The 15,381-nt window shown below is 64.3% G+C and carries 16 protein-coding genes and 1 pseudogene; 9 read left to right on the top strand and 8 right to left on the bottom strand.

What is annotated here, in order from left to right; all coding sequences use genetic code 11:
- The first annotated feature begins 118 nt into the window (after nt 1-118).
- A complete protein-coding gene (locus EOA79_RS33450; protein ID WP_245489843.1) occupies nt 119-589 on the top strand; it encodes a hypothetical protein in 471 nt (156 codons plus the stop codon).
- A 177-nt stretch (nt 590-766) separates the two neighbouring features.
- Here the strand turns inward: EOA79_RS33450 and arsC are convergent, their stop codons facing one another.
- Genes arsC through EOA79_RS06620 form a run of 3 tightly spaced genes read right to left on the bottom strand, consistent with a single transcriptional unit; the run spans nt 767 to nt 2,219 of the window.
- Nucleotides 767-1,177 (bottom strand): arsenate reductase (glutaredoxin), encoded by a 411-nt coding sequence (gene arsC, locus EOA79_RS06610; RefSeq protein ID WP_067321933.1) that lies wholly within the window; start codon nt 1,175-1,177, stop codon nt 767-769.
- Nucleotides 1,174-1,872, bottom strand: a complete 699-nt coding sequence (locus tag EOA79_RS06615) for an MIP/aquaporin family protein (RefSeq protein WP_095824623.1) — start codon at nt 1,870-1,872, stop codon at nt 1,174-1,176. Before EOA79_RS06615 ends, arsC begins: the two co-directional genes overlap by 4 nt.
- The gene (locus EOA79_RS06620) at nt 1,869-2,219 is read right to left on the bottom strand and encodes a metalloregulator ArsR/SmtB family transcription factor (RefSeq protein ID WP_067321941.1); all 351 of its coding nucleotides are present in this window, start codon (nt 2,217-2,219) and stop codon (nt 1,869-1,871) included. The genes EOA79_RS06615 and EOA79_RS06620 overlap by 4 nt, the downstream gene beginning before the upstream one ends.
- Here EOA79_RS06620 and EOA79_RS32680 point away from each other — a divergent pair.
- The 4 genes from EOA79_RS32680 to EOA79_RS06635 all read left to right on the top strand — a co-directional run bounded on the left by EOA79_RS32680 (nt 2,205) and on the right by EOA79_RS06635 (nt 5,849).
- Nucleotides 2,205-2,399: a hypothetical protein gene (locus tag EOA79_RS32680; RefSeq protein ID WP_164746740.1), complete on the top strand. Its 195-nt coding sequence runs from the start codon at nt 2,205-2,207 to the stop codon at nt 2,397-2,399. The genes EOA79_RS06620 and EOA79_RS32680 overlap by 15 nt on opposite strands.
- A 493-nt stretch (nt 2,400-2,892) precedes the next feature.
- A complete protein-coding gene (locus EOA79_RS32685) occupies nt 2,893-3,051 on the top strand; it encodes a hypothetical protein (RefSeq protein WP_164748230.1) in 159 nt (52 codons plus the stop codon).
- A gap of 756 nt (nt 3,052-3,807) precedes the next feature.
- Entirely contained in the window at nt 3,808-5,208 is a 1,401-nt protein-coding gene (locus tag EOA79_RS06630; RefSeq protein ID WP_095801506.1) for a sensor histidine kinase, read from the top strand.
- A complete protein-coding gene (locus EOA79_RS06635; protein ID WP_066992920.1) occupies nt 5,205-5,849 on the top strand; it encodes a response regulator transcription factor in 645 nt (214 codons plus the stop codon). The genes EOA79_RS06630 and EOA79_RS06635 overlap by 4 nt, the downstream gene beginning before the upstream one ends.
- A gap of 182 nt (nt 5,850-6,031) precedes the next feature.
- Here the strand turns inward: EOA79_RS06635 and EOA79_RS06640 are convergent, their stop codons facing one another.
- From EOA79_RS06640 to EOA79_RS06655, 3 genes are all read right to left on the bottom strand, one after another.
- Nucleotides 6,032-6,508: a hypothetical protein gene (locus EOA79_RS06640; RefSeq protein WP_095824624.1), complete on the bottom strand. Its 477-nt coding sequence runs from the start codon at nt 6,506-6,508 to the stop codon at nt 6,032-6,034.
- Nucleotides 6,509-7,100: 592 nt separating this feature from the next.
- Complete coding sequence (locus tag EOA79_RS32690) at nt 7,101-7,607, bottom strand: hypothetical protein (RefSeq protein WP_067321952.1); 507 nt, start codon at nt 7,605-7,607, stop codon at nt 7,101-7,103.
- 311 nt (nt 7,608-7,918) lie between these two features.
- A complete protein-coding gene (locus tag EOA79_RS06655) occupies nt 7,919-8,806 on the bottom strand; it encodes a DMT family transporter (RefSeq protein WP_095824626.1) in 888 nt (295 codons plus the stop codon).
- 573 nt (nt 8,807-9,379) lie between these two features.
- On the opposite strand from EOA79_RS06655, the gene EOA79_RS06660 reads away from it, so the two are divergent.
- The 4 genes from EOA79_RS06660 (at nt 9,380) to EOA79_RS06675 (ending at nt 14,550) form a co-directional block, all read left to right on the top strand.
- Nucleotides 9,380-10,531, top strand: a complete 1,152-nt coding sequence (locus EOA79_RS06660; RefSeq protein ID WP_095824627.1) for an acyltransferase — start codon at nt 9,380-9,382, stop codon at nt 10,529-10,531.
- The gene (locus tag EOA79_RS06665) at nt 10,528-11,643 is read left to right on the top strand and encodes a glycosyltransferase (protein ID WP_245322371.1); all 1,116 of its coding nucleotides are present in this window, start codon (nt 10,528-10,530) and stop codon (nt 11,641-11,643) included. Before EOA79_RS06660 ends, EOA79_RS06665 begins: the two co-directional genes overlap by 4 nt.
- Nucleotides 11,644-11,755: 112 nt before the next feature.
- The gene (locus EOA79_RS06670) at nt 11,756-12,781 is read left to right on the top strand and encodes a glycosyltransferase (protein WP_095824628.1); all 1,026 of its coding nucleotides are present in this window, start codon (nt 11,756-11,758) and stop codon (nt 12,779-12,781) included.
- Nucleotides 12,778-14,550, top strand: coding sequence for an ABC transporter ATP-binding protein (locus EOA79_RS06675; RefSeq protein WP_245322372.1), 1,773 nt, complete (start codon nt 12,778-12,780; stop codon nt 14,548-14,550). The genes EOA79_RS06670 and EOA79_RS06675 overlap by 4 nt, the downstream gene beginning before the upstream one ends.
- A gap of 233 nt (nt 14,551-14,783) precedes the next feature.
- Here EOA79_RS06675 and minE read toward each other — a convergent pair whose 3' ends face one another.
- Nucleotides 14,784-15,056 carry a cell division topological specificity factor MinE gene (gene minE / locus EOA79_RS06680; protein WP_042638296.1) on the bottom strand — a complete coding sequence of 91 codons (273 nt, stop codon included), beginning with the start codon at nt 15,054-15,056 and terminating at the stop codon, nt 14,784-14,786.
- Nucleotides 15,053-15,381: pseudogene (locus tag EOA79_RS06685) on the bottom strand (septum site-determining protein MinD); the annotation flags it as partial. The pseudogene EOA79_RS06685 and the gene minE, both read right to left, overlap by 4 nt.

The raw sequence follows: 15,381 nt of genomic DNA on the forward strand, positions 1-15,381 counted from the left end.
GGCGGCCATCCTCGATCCCGCAGCGCGCCAGTCAATCTTGACAACGGACCGCTTGGTCGAGCCTCCTGAGAGCGGCGCTCGCCTGAAGGCGGCAATCGGGACCTGATTGGAAACGAGGATGACGGCCACCAACGGCAAAACGCTGCGACTGCATATGCCGCAATGGCAGGGCGGGAATCTCGAGGAGTATCATCTCAGTTCGAAAGTGCTGTCGTGGCTGCTGCCCGCATCCCGAGGACCGGAGGAGATCGTGCCGGTCCCCTCTCCCGGCGACAGTCCGGCGCCGGCGATCGAGGACGGCATCCTCGCGAGGAAAGCTCTGCTCGATCAGGCGCGCGCGGCGCGAGCCCGCTTCCGCGGCGTTAGTCTTTGCGTCCGCGAGCATGCCGGACTGGAGGAGGGTGAGATGGCGACGGCCAAGCTTCACGGCGTTGAACTCGTCAAGGGCCAGAGGTGGACGGTGCGCGTCACCGCCTACGGCACTACGCTGACCTTCCCTTTCGAAGCCGAGCAATTTGCGCGCTCCTATGCCGATGGTCAGGCCTTCCGCCTCGGCGTCGAGGTGGTCGAGTTGAAGGACTGCGCCTGAGCGGCTGCGGGCGTAGCGATCGCCGCCACGGGTTCGCCGCGCGACAAATCTATCGCCAAGCTCCGATAGCGGCGGACCTTATGCAGGAACTGGCAAGAAGTCGGTGTCGTGCCCATCACTTTGTCGACTCGTTCGCAAACCACGAGCCTCGATCTACTTCATGAAGCATCTGGCGTTCTAGGTTTGCGGCAACCAGGCAACCTTCTCGCCATCCTCCTTGATGAATTCGCGCACGGGGTTGTCGAGCAGCGGCAGCACCGCCTCCGACGGCCGGCAGAGCCTCGTGCCCTTGGGCGTCTCCACGATCGGCCGGTTGATGAGTATCGGATGGGCGAGCATGAAACCGATCAGCTCGTCGTCGCTCCATTTCGGATCGGCGAGGCCAAGCTCCGCGTAGGGCGTGCCTTTCTCCCGCAACAGGTCGCGCGGGGTGATGCCCATCGCCGCGATCAATTCGAGTAGCCGTTCGCGGCTCGGCGGCGCCTTCAGATATTCGATCACCATCGGCTCCTCACCGCTGGCGCGGATCATGGAAAGCGTGTTGCGCGAGGTGCCGCAAGCGGGGTTGTGGTAGATGGTGACCGTCATGGCTCGGCTTTCAGTGGCTCGGATTGCTCGATGGATTCGGGCCGCAGCAGCCATCCCATCAGCGCCAGCGCGATAAAGGCGCCGAGCAGTTCGGCGACGATGAAACCCGGGAGATCGGCCGGCCTGATGCCGGAAAAGCTGTCGGTGAGCGCACGCGCCACGGCGACGGCCGGATTGGCGAAGGACGTAGAGGCGGTGAACCAGTAGGCGGCGGTGATGAAGAGGCCTACCAGCCATGGCACAGCCCGTCGCTCGAAGCGCAGGCCGGCGAGAATTACAGCGACCAGGCCGAATGTCGCGACAATCTCCGAAAACCATTGCGCCGGTCCGGCGCGCAGCTTGGTCGCGATCTCCAAGGGCGGCAGGGCGAACATGAGGTGCGCGGCGATCGTGCCGGCGATGCCGCCGGCGAACTGCGCGGCGAGATAGGCAGGCAGATCGCGCGGCGGGAGCGACCGGTTCAAACAGAAGACGAGCGAGACGGCCGGATTGAAATGCGCCCCGGAGATCGGTCCGAGGATGGTGATCAACACCACCAGCATGGCGCCGGTCGCGAGCGTGTTGGCGAGCAGCGCCAGCGCGGTGTCATGCGTCAGCGTCTCCGCCATGATGCCGGAACCGACCACCGTTGCCACCAGCAGGCCGGCGCCCAGGGCTTCAGCAACGGCACGTCGCGGCAGATCGTAAGAGATCATTGCCGGGGCCCCTCACCCGGCCGGCAGCACGGGGCGGCGAGCGCCGGCGCGCAGATTTCCGGCCGGCCCGAGCAGCAATCCTCCATCAGGAAGCGGATCAGAGCGGAAAGCGCATCGTATTCCGCGCTGTAGACGATCGAGCGTGCGTCGCGGCGCGTGCCGACCAGGCCGGCGCGCTCCAGTTCCTTGAGATGGAAGCTGACATTGGACGGAGATACCTCGACCTGTTCGGCAAGCGAACCGGCGGCGATGCCGTCCGGCCCGGCAACCACCAGCAACCGAAGCAGTTTCAGCCGCGTTTCCTGCGACAGCGCACCAAAGGCCATCAGGGCTTGTCGCTCATCCACGTTTCAACAATCCTTGAAATATTGAAACGAGGCATAGCCGACATGCTCACTCCTGACAAGAAATATCGTCCCCGCTCCTCCATTGGATCCTCGGACCTGACCATCGGCGATCTGCTCCACACGCTGGCTGATTACCAAGACAAGCCGCTGGTGTTTCGTTACGACGCGGCCGGCCGGTGAAATTTCCACCCCAACTAGGATAGTGGGCCGGTTTGAAATCGCGGGTTAGCCAAACTCCCCGTCCATCACGCTCTATTGAGCGAATGTGAATGATCCCCAGCTTCCTCTGAACCCGTGATTGTGATGAATATCCGACCGCCAGAGCACACCCAACAATGTCGCTCTCAGCAAGGAAAAGGGCTCGCGCCTAAACGCCGCGAGCCCTTCTCTTTTTACGTCACGCGCTTTTTTGTAAGGGCGGCGCACTGTTGGCTTCTCGGCTTCGACAAGCGCAACGATGATCGCGCTTCTCCCAACGCTTGTCGGTGACGCCCGCTTCCGCCTGTTTCCGGACGGGGCCTAGGCGAAAGCGCCTATTCTGATTGGGGTGGACTTTCAAACCGACCCACTACCCAAATTAGCGATCTCTTGTATTTCTTGAAAATGAGGATCATGCTTGGCCCAATGCGTGGCAACCTGATGCGCAGCCGGGTGGATAAAAGGGTAAGGCGCCATGGAATTCGCAGTCTGCTATGACCACAGCGTGATCGATCTGGCTTGGTCGATCTTCCTCGGCATCACGACGGTTTTCATGTTCTTGGCGCCATTGGCCGTTGCGCGGCTTATAGCGATCTCGCGCGGGGCACCTGTCGGACGGCTTCAGACGGCCTGACAGCCGAGGCCTTTCCTAGCCGACGATTTTTAGCCCAGGCACTTCACCGAACAGCGCCGAGCAGTCGATCTCGTCCAGGAAAAGCGCGTTTGGGATCGAGCACCAGCCACGATGTATGCATACGAAGATCCCTCAGCCTTGCGTTCTTTTCGGCGCGCGCCTGGCGCTCCGCCTCGGCAATCGAGGCCAAGCCTGGCATCTCGGCCTTGTGAAGGTGAGAACTCCTCGACATAGCGAGACAAAACGCGGTCGCCCTATTTTGCGTTCCAGCCCATCCGCCTGAAAACAAGTGCGGTGATCATACCCGCGAGCACGACCGAAAAGCCGGATGGCCAAGGCCACCCCAAGCCGCCGCACGTTTCATTCGCGCCGCCATCGCTACGAGCGGCCCGACTGAATCAGCGCAGACCCAGAAAACTCAAAATGGCGATCACGATGACGATAGCACCTACGATCCAGATGATGTTGTTCATGGTCCTCTCCACATGTCAGCGGTCAGGAAACGCGCCTGCCAAGGGGGCATAGGCCGAAGTTTCTTTCGGGAGCCCTCGCAAAGACCTCAACACTTAGAAACTGCTAATGTTCCGCCCGCATCTGTGCCGGGGGCCGGACTAGGCGTTCTTGGCACCTGGAAGCGGTTTCTGCAGCCTCGACGGCCGCGCTGTTAACCGCTCGCCTGAAGGCCGGACCAAGGTCGGTGTCGCAATTGCCGCGGCTGGCCTATACTCTTTGTCCGTGGTGGGGTGAATCGCGCGAATGCTCAGGGAGACCTTGAAGCGACTTGTGCAAATCTGGAGCGGGCTGTCGCTGGCCTGGCAGTTTGTGATTGCCGGCGGCATCGGGCTTTTGGCGGTGATGCTCGTGGTTGGCCTCTGGGTGACGTCGCAAATCCGCGAAGGCGTGATGCACAACTCCGCCACCACGACGGCGCTCTATGTCGACAGCGTGATCGCGCCGCTGCTGCCGGACCTGCGCAAGAGCCGCGAGCTCGACGACACGGTCAAACGGGCGCTGGACGAGACGCTCGGCCAGGGCGCGCTCGGCAAGAGGCTAGTGTCATTCAAGCTGTGGCGGCGCGACGGCACGGTGCTTTACGCCGATAACTCGAAGCTGATCGGCAAGACGTTTCCGCCCAACCCCAATCTGATCTCGGCCTTTGCCGGCAATGTCGTGGCGGAATTCAACAACCTCGCCGACGATCCTGAGACCAGCGAAGAGAAAGCGGTGACCGCGCCGTTGTTCGAGATCTACAACCCCGTGCGCGAACCCTGGTCGGGCGAAGTGGTGGCGGTGTCGGAATTCTACGAAGTCGCCGACGATTTCCAGGAGACGCTGAATTCAGCACTCAGATGGACCTGGCTGGTGGTGGCCGGCGCCACCGCCGCCTCGCTGGCGCTGCTGTCGGGCATCGTGTTTCGCGGCAGCCGCACCATCCAGACGCAGCGTGCCGCGCTGGAAGCCAAGGTCAGCGAGTTGCAGGAGGCGCTGGCGCAGAACTCGTCGCTACGCCAACGCGTGCAGCGCGCCTCGCGGCGAGCCACTGCCATCAACGAACGCTACCTGAGGCGCATCGGCGCCGACCTGCATGACGGCCCGGCGCAGCTGGTGGCACTTGCCGCGCTCAGAATGGACAGTCCGGTGCTGGTCGACCCCGCCACGCCCAAACCGCAGCGCGAGGCGGAAATCGCCGGCATCCATAAGACGCTGGGCGAAGCGATGAGCGAGATACGCGGCATCTGCAACGGCCTGGTGCTGCCGCAGATCGAGACGCAGGCGGTGGCCGACATATTGCGGCTGGCGGTCGCCGAGCATGAGCGCCGCACCGACACCAAAGTGCTGCTGACGCTGCCAGAGCGCTTGCCGGAACTCGGCACCTCAGAGAAGATCAGCATCTATCGTTTCGTGCAGGAAGGACTGAACAACGCCTTCCGGCACGGCAAGGGCAAGGGCCAGCAGGTGAGAGCCACGATGAAGGGCGGCAAGCTTTTGGTCGAGGTGCAGGACACCGGCCCGGGCTTCAATCCTGCGCGAAGCGAAGGCCTCGGGCTCGCCGGTCTCAGGGAGCGTATCGAAAGCATTGGCGGGCAATTCGAGACGCTTTCGGGGCCGGGGGGAACGAGACTGGTAATCACATTGTCTGTCGAGGAGCAGCCGTGACCGCACCCATCCGCATCGCTATTGTCGACGACCATCCGCTGTTTCGTGAGGGCGTGGCGCGCAGCCTCGGCGAGATCGGCGGCTTCGAGCTTGTCGGCGAAGGCGCCAGCGCCGAGGACGCCGAAAAGCTGGTCCGCGCCAGCGCGCCCGACGTGCTGCTGCTCGACATCAGCATGCCCGGCGGCGGCCTCAATGCGCTGGCCAGCATCCTTTCGGCGGCGCCTGAGCAAAAGATCGTCATGCTCACCGTGTCCGAGACCAATGCCGATGTCGCCCAGGCGCTGAAGGCGGGCGCGCGGGGCTATGTGCTGAAGGGCGTCGGCTCCAAGTCGCTGGCCGAGATCCTGCGCGACGTCGCCAACGGCCAGAGCTACGTTTCGCCGACGCTTTCGGCCCGGCTGCTGTCGGATCTCTTGCAGCCCACCAGCCGCAAGCCCGACCCGCTCAGCCAGCTCACCGGCCGCGAGGCCGAGATCCTGGGGCTGGTGGCGGAGGGCCTGAGCAACAAGGAGGTCGCGATGCGGCTGTCGCTGCAGGAAAAGACGGTCAAGCACCACATGACCCGAGTGCTCGCCAAGCTCAACGTGCGCAATCGGACGGAGGCGGCGCTGCTGATGCATGAAGCGAGAGAGAGGAATTAGTGAATAGTGGAAAGTACAGTGAATGGTGAAGCGTCGGCGCGTTCCCATTCGGTGAAGTGCGTTTCGTTGATTACTGTTCCCTATTCACCATTCACCGTCACTTCAAAAGCAAATCACCCCCGCCTCTGAAGGCGGGGGTGACATGCGAAGGCGCGGGAAAAGGGGGTAGCTTCTCTCGGCCCTCACAAGCCTAGCAGACGGGCCAGATCCTTCTCGGTCGCCCGGCGCTCGACGATGGTGCGGCCTTGCGCATCGCTCATCTCGAAGCGTCCGTTCTCGATCTCTTCCTTCATGCCGTTGCGGTGGATGATGGTGATCCTGTTGCCGTCGATCTCGATTATGTCGCCCGTCGCCGCATTGACACGGCTGGCGGCCTTGCCGCCGGGGCTGGTGTTGCCTTTGCCGCTGTTGTTGCCAGGACCGGCATTGGCATTGCCGCCACCGGCATTGCTGTTGCCAGAATTGCCGCCAGCGTTTCCGCCGCCGCTGTTGCCCCCGCCGCCATTGCCGTTGCCGCCGCCGTTGTCGGCATAAGCGGTGGCCACCAGAAGCTTGGCGAGGCTATTGGACGTGAAATGACCAGGCGCGGCAAAAAGCGCCAGCGCGGCCGCGGCGCGCAGCGTAAGGCGGACAAACCTTTTTGAGGCGGGTTCGCGCATGCCGTCCTTGGTTCATGCCGGTTCCGCCTCGGCCCTGCCGAAGTTCCGCTCTCAGCCCGCCAAGGCGGAACCGGTGTCTTGACCAGACAAGATTCACGCTTTGGTAAGGTTACGGAAGCGGCCCACGACCCATGCCATGTCCGGTCGGACCTTTTTGCAGTCACTTGGGGACCATTGTCGCACCAGCCGGGAACACAACTGGAAGCTGCGACTGCCGTCGCGTTAACCAAATCGCTTGGAAAGCGGCCAGCAATTCATTATGACTGTCGCACGCGAGAACGGCGCGGACACTCAACGAACCGCGGCATGCTACGGCGCATGCGCCCTCCTGGACGAAAAAGCGCCGTAACCTTTGGTTTGCGCATGAAATGTTTCCCCGGACTGCGGGGGCATGCGCCAAGAGCCCGCCTTATCCGGCAGCCGTCTCAAGGGCCCCAAAAAAGTACCCCCGCCAAAAGGCGGGGGCAAGGTGAGCAGCGGGAGTTCTGTCGTAAGACGATCAGGACCGAAGAGACGAAGCAAAAGGTGGCAACCTGATTTTGCAGCGCTGGCTTTTGGCCCCTTAAGATCTAATCCAGATAGAACCTCGCTCTCACAAACTCTTTAGGCGATCGAGATCGGCCACTGTGGCCTTGCGCTCGACGATGGTGCGACCAAACTTGTCCTCCATCCTGAAACGGCCGTTCTCGATGCTCTCCTTCATTCCGTTCCGGTGCGTGACCTGGATGCTATTGGCACTGACCTCGACCTTGTCGCCGGTCGCCGCATTCACATGATCATCGACATCGCCGGTTGCTGCAGTGTTCGTTGCGCCCTTGCTGTTGCCGCTGTTTCCGTTTCCGTTGTTACCGCCCGAGTTGCTGTTTCCGCTGTTGCCGCCCGAGTTGCCGTTCCCGTTCCCGCTGTTGCCGCCGCCGCTGCCGTTACCGTTGCCGCCGCCGCTGTTCCCACCGCCATTGCCGTTTCCATTGCCGCCTTTGCCGGCATAGGCCTTGGCCACGACAGGACCGTCGAAGGAGAGATGAAAAGGCGCGACAACAAGCGCCAGCGCAACGAGCGCCCGCAAGACATGCCTGCAGCCCATGCGCGATACGCGCATCCCAATCTCCCCTTGCCAGCCATCCGACCCTTCGGCCGAACTACCCCACCGGCAATGTCGCAACATCAGCATCCCTAATCAACCCGTCGTGGGGAAGTGGCCCACGACCCTTGTCTTGCTTTTTAAGACCTTTTTCGCAGCGATGTCGGACCTAAGTCCTATCTCAACCACCAGATGTGATCGGGCACGGCTGCGTGCACGGCTTTTTCTGGCGTGGATACCCGCGTGCACGGCTTCGCGCAACGCGCTACGAGTGGTTGTTCTATGCTCTCCCAAAACCGCCGCGCCCTCAGGCGATATGGCATTGATCCTTAACAGGGTGACGGAACCGGCGCTCTCGCCGTTACGGCCGCGCCGAACGCGGCGGCAATCACGGCGCCAATACCGGCGCACTGCAAAACGCTCAAACTCTCGTGCAGGAAGAGAAACCCGGTCAGCGCGGCGCCGGCGGGTTCCAGGCAGACGATCATGCCATAGACTTTCGCCGGCATTCTGGCGAGCACCATCATCTCCAGCCAGAAGGGCAGCGCGCTGGAGAACAGCCCGACGACGACCGCGGCCGCCATGACATGCGAGTCGGTGAGATAAGGTTCGGCTGCGGTGAAGCCAAAAGGCAGCGCGACGAGCGCGGCGATCGCCATGCCATAGGCCGAGGTGCGGGCGCCAAGCTCGGCGCCGGCCTTCTGCGCACAGATGATATAGAGCCCCCAGCAGGCGCCGGCGGCAAGCGCAAGCAGCACGCCGATTGGATCGAGCCCGCGGCTGATATCGGCGAACGGCGAGAGCAGCACGATGCCGGCGACCGCAAGCACCACCCAGACGAGGTCGAGAAGGCGCCGCGAGCCGAGTGTGGCGACAAAAAGCGGGCCGGTGAATTCGAGCGCCACGCAGATGCCCAGCGGAATGCGCTCGAGCGCGGCATAGAAGAGCAGGTTCATCACCGAAACGGTGACGCCATAGACGGCGAGCCAAGGCAGACCCTTTCGTGTCGGCAGCACTTTCCATGGCCTGAGCACTGCCGCCAGCATCAGCGCGCCGATGAGGAGTCTCAGCATTGTTGTGCCGTCCGGCCCTAGGACCGGAAACAGGCCCTTGGCGAAGGCCGCGCCAACCTGCACCGAAAGGATGGCACCAAGCAGGCCGAGGATGGGCAAGGCTCCCAGCTGAGCCTGCGGTTTTGCACTCGGCGTCGACGTCACTTCTCCTCCACCCCCCGCGCCCCGGTCCGAGGCGGCGATAGAGACTGGCGTTTCCCTTGTCTTGAGGCAACGGGGCCGGATGGTTGGACAAGGCCTCTCGCGACTGGTTTGCTGCGCCGCACAAGACTTTGAAATTCAATATACTTTTCACAACGCGATTTGAATAGTCTTTGGCTAAATGGAGTGTTACTGTCAATATCGCCAAAACACCCGCTACGGTTGTCGCAATGCGTCACAGCATCCGTAGCGATAAATACTTCAAAAATCAGACCAACCGACCATCACCATATAGGACCATAGGCCAAACTTCCCAAGTCAACTGTCGTCTGCAACCCTCCAAATCACAGCTTTATTTCAAACTCGTAAGCATTGTGTGTTGCGCCGCAACATAAGCGGAGACAGATGTTAACCAACATGGGCAGTGGAGGATGCCGCTACGTTGAGCCGAATGGGCATTCCGCTGACAGCCAAGGACGGCACTCTCGCCCCGGACGGAGATTCGTCGACAGGCGGAGTCGGCGTGCTTTGCAGGTCCAGCGCAGGATCTTACGACGGAGCCTGGGGACCCCGCCAATGACAGGTCAGCGCGACATCCAGCTTGATGCAGTGCGAGCTGTAGCCGTCACGCTGGTGCTTTACGCGCATTTCCTTGCGCCGAACGGCACCTCCTTCCTCGGCCATCTCGGCGTGCGGCTGTTCTTCGTGCTCTCCGGCTTCCTGATCACCCGGCTTTTGCTTGACGCGCGTGACAGCAACGCATTCGCTTCCGGGCCGGCCCTGCGCGCCTTCTATGCCAGGCGCGTGATCCGAATTTTTCCGCCTTATTTCGCGGTGCTGGCCCTGGTCTGGCTCACCAATCTGGAACAGTCCAGCTCGTCGCTTGCCTGGCATGCGCTTTATCTCTCGAACTTCTGGTATGCGCTGCGCAACGACTGGAACCCCTGGCTGCTCTGCCATTTCTGGAGCCTCAGCATCGAGGAGCAGTTCTATCTCGCCTGGCCGCTGATCGTGCTTCTGGCGCCGCGCCGGCGTATCGAGGCGATCACGATCGGCGTCATCCTCTTCTCGTTCGCCTACCGCTTCTACTGGCCGCTCACCGCCAACCCGGCGCTCGCCCGGGACCTGTTGCCGCCGGCCTCGATGGACGCGCTTGGCTGCGGCGCCCTGCTTGCCGTGCGCCGCGCCAGGGGCGCCGATGTGCCGCGCTGGATGCGGCTCGGCTGGCCGGCTTTCGCGGCCGTTTTCCTGCTCGTCGTCTGGTCCGATCCGGGACCGGCGAACTCGGGATGGGAGTGGGCGCACTGGGCGCTGGTGCAGGTGCTGCCGCTGGTGCCGCTGGTGGCGATTGTCGCCGCCTGCTCCAACGGCCTCGGCGGCAGGCTCGGCAAGCTGTCCGAACTGCCGCCGCTGCTTTTCCTCGGCCGCATCAGCTACGGCGTCTATCTCTACCACCCGATCCTTCTCGCCTACGCCGTCAAGGCGCAGCCCTGGATCCCGCTCAACGTGTCGGAGCAAGGGCCTGGCCGCTTCCTTGTCGCAGGCGCCGCCACGCTGCTTGTCGCCTCGCTCTCCTGGGCGCTGTTCGAAAAGCCGCTCAACAGTCTCAAGCGCTATTTCCCCTATGTCGCGCGGCCGCGCGCGGGCATCGCGGGCGAGACAAGTTGGGTCGGCCCGCCGGCCGGGGTATCCGCGCTGGACCTGCAGCAAACCGAGGCGCGACGATGATGGCAAGCGCCACTCCCCTCATCTCCGTGCTGCTGCCGGTCTACAATGCCGAGCCCTATGTCGGCGCTGCAATCCAATCGATCCTGCGGCAGGATTACAGCCGGCTCGAGATCATCGCCATCGACGACGGTTCGACCGACCGGTCGCTGGAGATCCTCGACCGCTGCCGCAAGGCGGACAGCCGCGTATCCATTGTTTCGCGCGAGAACCGCGGTCTCGTCGCCACCCTCAATGAGGGGTTGGCGAGCGCGCAAGGCGAGCTCGTCGCGCGCATGGACGCCGACGACTTCGCCTATCCCTGGCGGCTGTCGCGCCAGGCGGCGCTGTTTGCAACGCGTCCCGAGATCGGCTTCTGCGGCTCGATCGTCGACATGCTGGTGCGTGGGCGTATCGCGCCCGGCAGGCTCGACCCGGTGTTCCGCCTCGACCTTGCCGTGCTCGCGAAATTCTTCACGATCTTCATGCACCCGACCGTGGTCTACAACCGCCGGGTGATCGGCGAGGCCGACCTTCATTACGACGCCGCCTACCGGCATGCCGAGGATTTCGACCTCTTCCGCCGGCTCGCCGACCGTTATCCGGCGGCCCTGATGGAGGAGAGCCTGCTGGTCTACCGCGTGCATTCCGGCAGCGTGACCAGCCGGCATGTGAAGGAGATGCGGCGCACACATCTCAGGATCGTGGGCGAAAACCTCGAGCGCGAGGGTCTGACAGACGATACCAAGGACCTGCGCGCGATCGGCGATCAAGTCTCCTTCGCGACGGTGGCCGGGGTAGCAGCCTTCATCCGCGCGCTGGAAGAGCGGATTACCGCGCTGCCCGCGGCGGTGCGCCCGAGCTTCGAGGCCGGCGCGCTCAACCTCTTCTATTTCCTCTACCAGCTCGTCAACGACGAGGAGCAACCCGCGCTGACGCATGAGCTTTTGACGCTTTCCGCGAAATGGAACGCGATCCGCCGCCGCGAGCAATATGCGTTGCGCCCCGGGGCCTGGGCACCGTGGCTCAGCCAGGCTTCGATGTGGGCCGGCAAGCAGGCCGACAGGCTCGCCTACCGCTTCAAATCCACGCCGGCGGCATCGGTGCTGGCGCCTTACAGGATGGAGGCGGCATGAGCAGCTTTGGCCGCGTCCACTCGCCGGCGGTGGAAATCGGCGAAAGCCGGCGCGACAGCCAATCTCCCCTCACAAGCAGGGAGGTCAGCAGCCTCAGCGCTGAGCCCTCTCCATGAACGACGCGCGCCATCCCCTGCCGCGGCACCCGGCCCTGCCCGCGCCTCCCTGGCCCAGGCAGCGGCCGCAGGTCTCCTTCATCGTCTGCACGCGTGACCGCGCGGCGGTGCTGGAAGCCTGCATCGATTCGATCCGTGCCGCCTGTCTTGCGCATCCCGCCTTCGCCGCCGAACTGGTGGTGGTCGACAACGGCTCGCGCGACGGCACGGCGGAATATCTTTCCCGGATCGCCGCGAGCTCCGACATTCCACTTACGGCGATCTCAGAGCCGCGGCCCGGGCTGGCGGCGGCGCGCAATGCGGGGCTGGCGCGGGCGCGCGGGCACGTGCTGGTCTTCAACGACGACGACTGCAGGCTCGACCGCAACTACCTCGCCGACCTCCAACGGCATTATGCAAGCGGTGAGAAATGGCTGATCCGCGGCGGCCGCGTCGAACTCGGCGATGCGCGCGACCTGCCCTTCACCATCAAGCGCTGCGACGAGCGCCAGCGGCTGACGCCCGCCGTGCATCCGGGCGGCTTCGTGCTCGGCTGCAACATGACCATGCATCGCGACGTCGCCGCTCGCATCGGCCCCTTCGACGAACGCTTCGGCGCCGGCGGGCCGCTGCGCTCGGCGGAAGACACCGACTACCTGGTGCGCGCCATGCTCGCCGGCATGGCGGTGGAATATGTGCCCGACATGACGATCTTCCATCACCACGGCCGGCGTGGCCGCAAGGCGATCGATCGGCTGCACCGCGACTATCATTTCGGCAATGGCGCGCTGTGTCTCAAGCATTTCCGCTGGGCGCCATGGCTGCTTCGCCATTTCTACTGGGCGGCGCGTGCCGCCACGCGCGAGCTGATCGGCGGCCCGCGCTTCGACCAGGATCTCAGGCTCTCGCACTGGCCGATCGTTTTGATGAACCTCGCGGGCGCGGCGAAATTCATGGCGCTCGTGCTGGCGGGGCGGCCCGATCGGCAGCCGCGGCGCGCTGAGGATGCGGCCGAGGCCAGTGCGGAGGCCGGCACGCCATGAGCGGGCACCCGACACTGGCGATGCTGCGGCGGGCGCTCGGCCGCCGTCAGCTCGGCCTGCTGCCCGTCGTGGTCGCGCTCGGGCTTGCCAGTGCTGCGCTCGAAGGCTTCGGCATCGGGCTGATCATTCCGCTGCTCGGCATCATCATGGGACATGGCGAGGCGACCGGCATGGCCGGACTCTCCGCCCTGCTGCAGAAGGTCGGCGCCGGGCTCGGCGAGCGCGAGCGGCTGATCGCGATTTCGGCCGCGATCCTCGGCTCGATCCTGCTCAAGAACCTGCTTGCCTTCGCCAATGCGGTGCTGACCGCGCATATCTACGGCAAGGCCGGTCAATCGATCCGCGGCGCGCTCGCCGAACGCCTGCTCAGCGTCGGCTATCCGTTCTTCCTGAAGGAGAGCCCAGGGCGGCTGCTCAACATCATCTCCAACGAATCCTGGCGGGCGTCGGACGCCATGCAAGGGGTGCTGGGCGCGATCGTCAGCGCCTCGGCGGCGGTTATCCTGCTTGCCTTCCTGCTGCTCTTATCCTGGCAGATGACGCTGCTGGTGATGCTCGGCCTGGCGCTGGTGCAAGCGGCACATATGGTGCTGTCGGCCCATCTCAAGGGCCCGAGCCGCAGCGTCGCGGCCCGCAACAGCGCTTTAGCCTCGCAGATGCTGCACCTGGTGCATGCCGGCCGTCTCATCCGCATCTTCGGCCAGGAGGCGCGCGAGAAGGCGGCGTTCGAGAAGGCATCGGACAGCGTGCGGCGGGCGGCCTTCACGCTTTCTAAACGCCAGGGCGCGCTGGCGCCGCTCACCGAAGTGCTGCACGCCGTGCTGTTCCTGGCGGTGGTGATCGGCGCCTGGCTTGCCGGCTTGAGCTTCCCGCTGGTTGCCGCCTTCCTCATCCTGCTTTACCGCCTGCAGCCGCATGTGCGCGCGCTGCAGATGACCTGGAGCCAGCTGCAGGGGCTTTCCGGTTCGCTGGAGGAGGTGACCTGGCTGCTCGACCCCGAGGGCAAGCCCGCGCCGCCCACGGGCAGCCGCCCGTTCGCGGGACCCGGCGAGAAGATCGCCTTCGAGGGCGTCAGCTTCAGCTATGCCAATGCGGAGCAGCGCGCGGCGGTGCTGCATGCGGCGAGCTTCGACATCGTGAGCGGCCGCTCGACGGCGCTGATCGGCCGCTCCGGCGCCGGCAAGACGACGATCGTCAACCTGCTCTGCCGCTTCGTCGAGCCCGATGGCGGCCGCATCCTCGTCGACGGCGCGCCGCTCGGCGAGATCGACCCGGCCGAATGGCGGGCCCACATCGCTTTGGCCAGCCAGGAGCTGGAGCTGGTCGACGGCACCATCCTCGACAACATCACCTACGGCAAGGACACGGCCAGCGCGGAAGAGGCGCGCCGGGCGGCGATGCTCGCCGAGGCGCATGGCTTCATCGAGACGCTGCCGCAGGCCTACCAGACGGTGGTCGGCTATCGCGGCGTCAACTTGTCGGCCGGGCAAAGGCAGCGCATCGCGCTGGCGCGAGCGCTGCTGCGCGACCCCGACATTTTGATCCTCGACGAAGCCACAAATGCGGTGGACGGGCTCTCGGAAGCGGCAATCGTGGAAACGCTGAAATCGCGCGCCGGCCGCCGCACCACGATCGTCATCAGCCATCACCACTCGACCATCGCGTTCTGCGACGACCTGGTGATCCTGGAGCATGGGCGGGTGAAGAAGCAGGCGCCGTTCGTGGAACTGGCGGCGCGCAGCATGGATGAGCTGTACCAGCCGGAGTGAGGGCTTTCTTTGCGAGGGAAGTGGCGAAGGTTGGCGCGAGACACCCCCCCTCTGCCCTGCCGGGCATCTCCCCCGCAAGGGGGAAGATTGGCAGCTCCGGCTGCCGCGCTCTTCCTGCTCCGTCGGAAGTTGGCGAAAGCGGCGACGACATCTGATCTCCCCCTTGCGGGCCCTTGCGGGGGAGATGTCCGGCAGGACAGAGGGGGTGCTGTCCCGCCGGCTCTAAACCAGCTTCACCCCGCCATCGCCAGCGGCGCGGCGCTCTTGTTGGGGATCTGGATGTCGATCTCCAGCGTCGACATGGTGGCGCCGCGATCCATCGAGACCTGGAGATAGTCCTGGTCGATCTGCACATGCTTGGCAATGACGGCCATGATCTCCTCGCGCAGGATGGAGACGAGGTCTGGCTGGCCACGGCTCTGGCGTTCATAGGCGAGCAGCAGCTGCAGCCGCTCGCGCGCCACAGGCGCACTGGTGCGCCGTTTGAAGAGGTCGAGAATGCTCATGCCGCCCTCCTTCCGAGAAGCCGTTCGAGGAAACCCTTGCGCTCGAAGGGGACGACCACCGGCAGGTCCTCGCCTTCCAGGCGCCGTGCCGCTTCGAGGTAGGCCTTGGCGGCGGTGTTGATCGGCTCGCTGAGCGTCACCGGCGCGCCGAGGTTGGAGGCCCTGAGCACATCCTGGCTTTCCGGGATGATGCCGAGCAGCGGCGTCGAGAGGATCTCCAGCACGTCGTCGATCGACAGCATCTCGCCGCGCGAGGCGCGCGTCGCGTCATAGCGCGTGACCAGCACGTGCTTCTGGATCAGCTCGCCCTGCTCGGCCTTCATGG

Origin of the sequence: Mesorhizobium sp. M1A.F.Ca.IN.020.03.2.1 (assembly GCF_004023205.1) — a bacterium.
GTDB lineage: Bacteria > Pseudomonadota > Alphaproteobacteria > Rhizobiales > Rhizobiaceae > Mesorhizobium.

Coding starts and splice junctions, on each gene's coding strand:
- EOA79_RS33450 (WP_245489843.1), top strand. CDS start 119: ATGACGGCCACCAACGGCAAAACGCTGCGACTGCATATGCCGCAATGG.
- arsC (WP_067321933.1), bottom strand. CDS start 1,177: ATGACGGTCACCATCTACCACAACCCCGCTTGCGGCACCTCGCGCAAC.
- EOA79_RS06615 (WP_095824623.1), bottom strand. CDS start 1,872: ATGATCTCTTACGATCTGCCGCGACGTGCCGTTGCTGAAGCCCTGGGC.
- EOA79_RS32685 (WP_164748230.1), top strand. CDS start 2,893: ATGGAATTCGCAGTCTGCTATGACCACAGCGTGATCGATCTGGCTTGG.
- EOA79_RS06630 (WP_095801506.1), top strand. CDS start 3,808: ATGCTCAGGGAGACCTTGAAGCGACTTGTGCAAATCTGGAGCGGGCTG.
- EOA79_RS06640 (WP_095824624.1), bottom strand. CDS start 6,508: ATGCGCGAACCCGCCTCAAAAAGGTTTGTCCGCCTTACGCTGCGCGCC.
- EOA79_RS32690 (WP_067321952.1), bottom strand. CDS start 7,607: ATGCGCGTATCGCGCATGGGCTGCAGGCATGTCTTGCGGGCGCTCGTT.
- EOA79_RS06660 (WP_095824627.1), top strand. CDS start 9,380: ATGACAGGTCAGCGCGACATCCAGCTTGATGCAGTGCGAGCTGTAGCC.
- EOA79_RS06665 (WP_245322371.1), top strand. CDS start 10,528: ATGATGGCAAGCGCCACTCCCCTCATCTCCGTGCTGCTGCCGGTCTAC.
- EOA79_RS06670 (WP_095824628.1), top strand. CDS start 11,756: ATGAACGACGCGCGCCATCCCCTGCCGCGGCACCCGGCCCTGCCCGCG.
- EOA79_RS06675 (WP_245322372.1), top strand. CDS start 12,778: ATGAGCGGGCACCCGACACTGGCGATGCTGCGGCGGGCGCTCGGCCGC.
- minE (WP_042638296.1), bottom strand. CDS start 15,056: ATGAGCATTCTCGACCTCTTCAAACGGCGCACCAGTGCGCCTGTGGCG.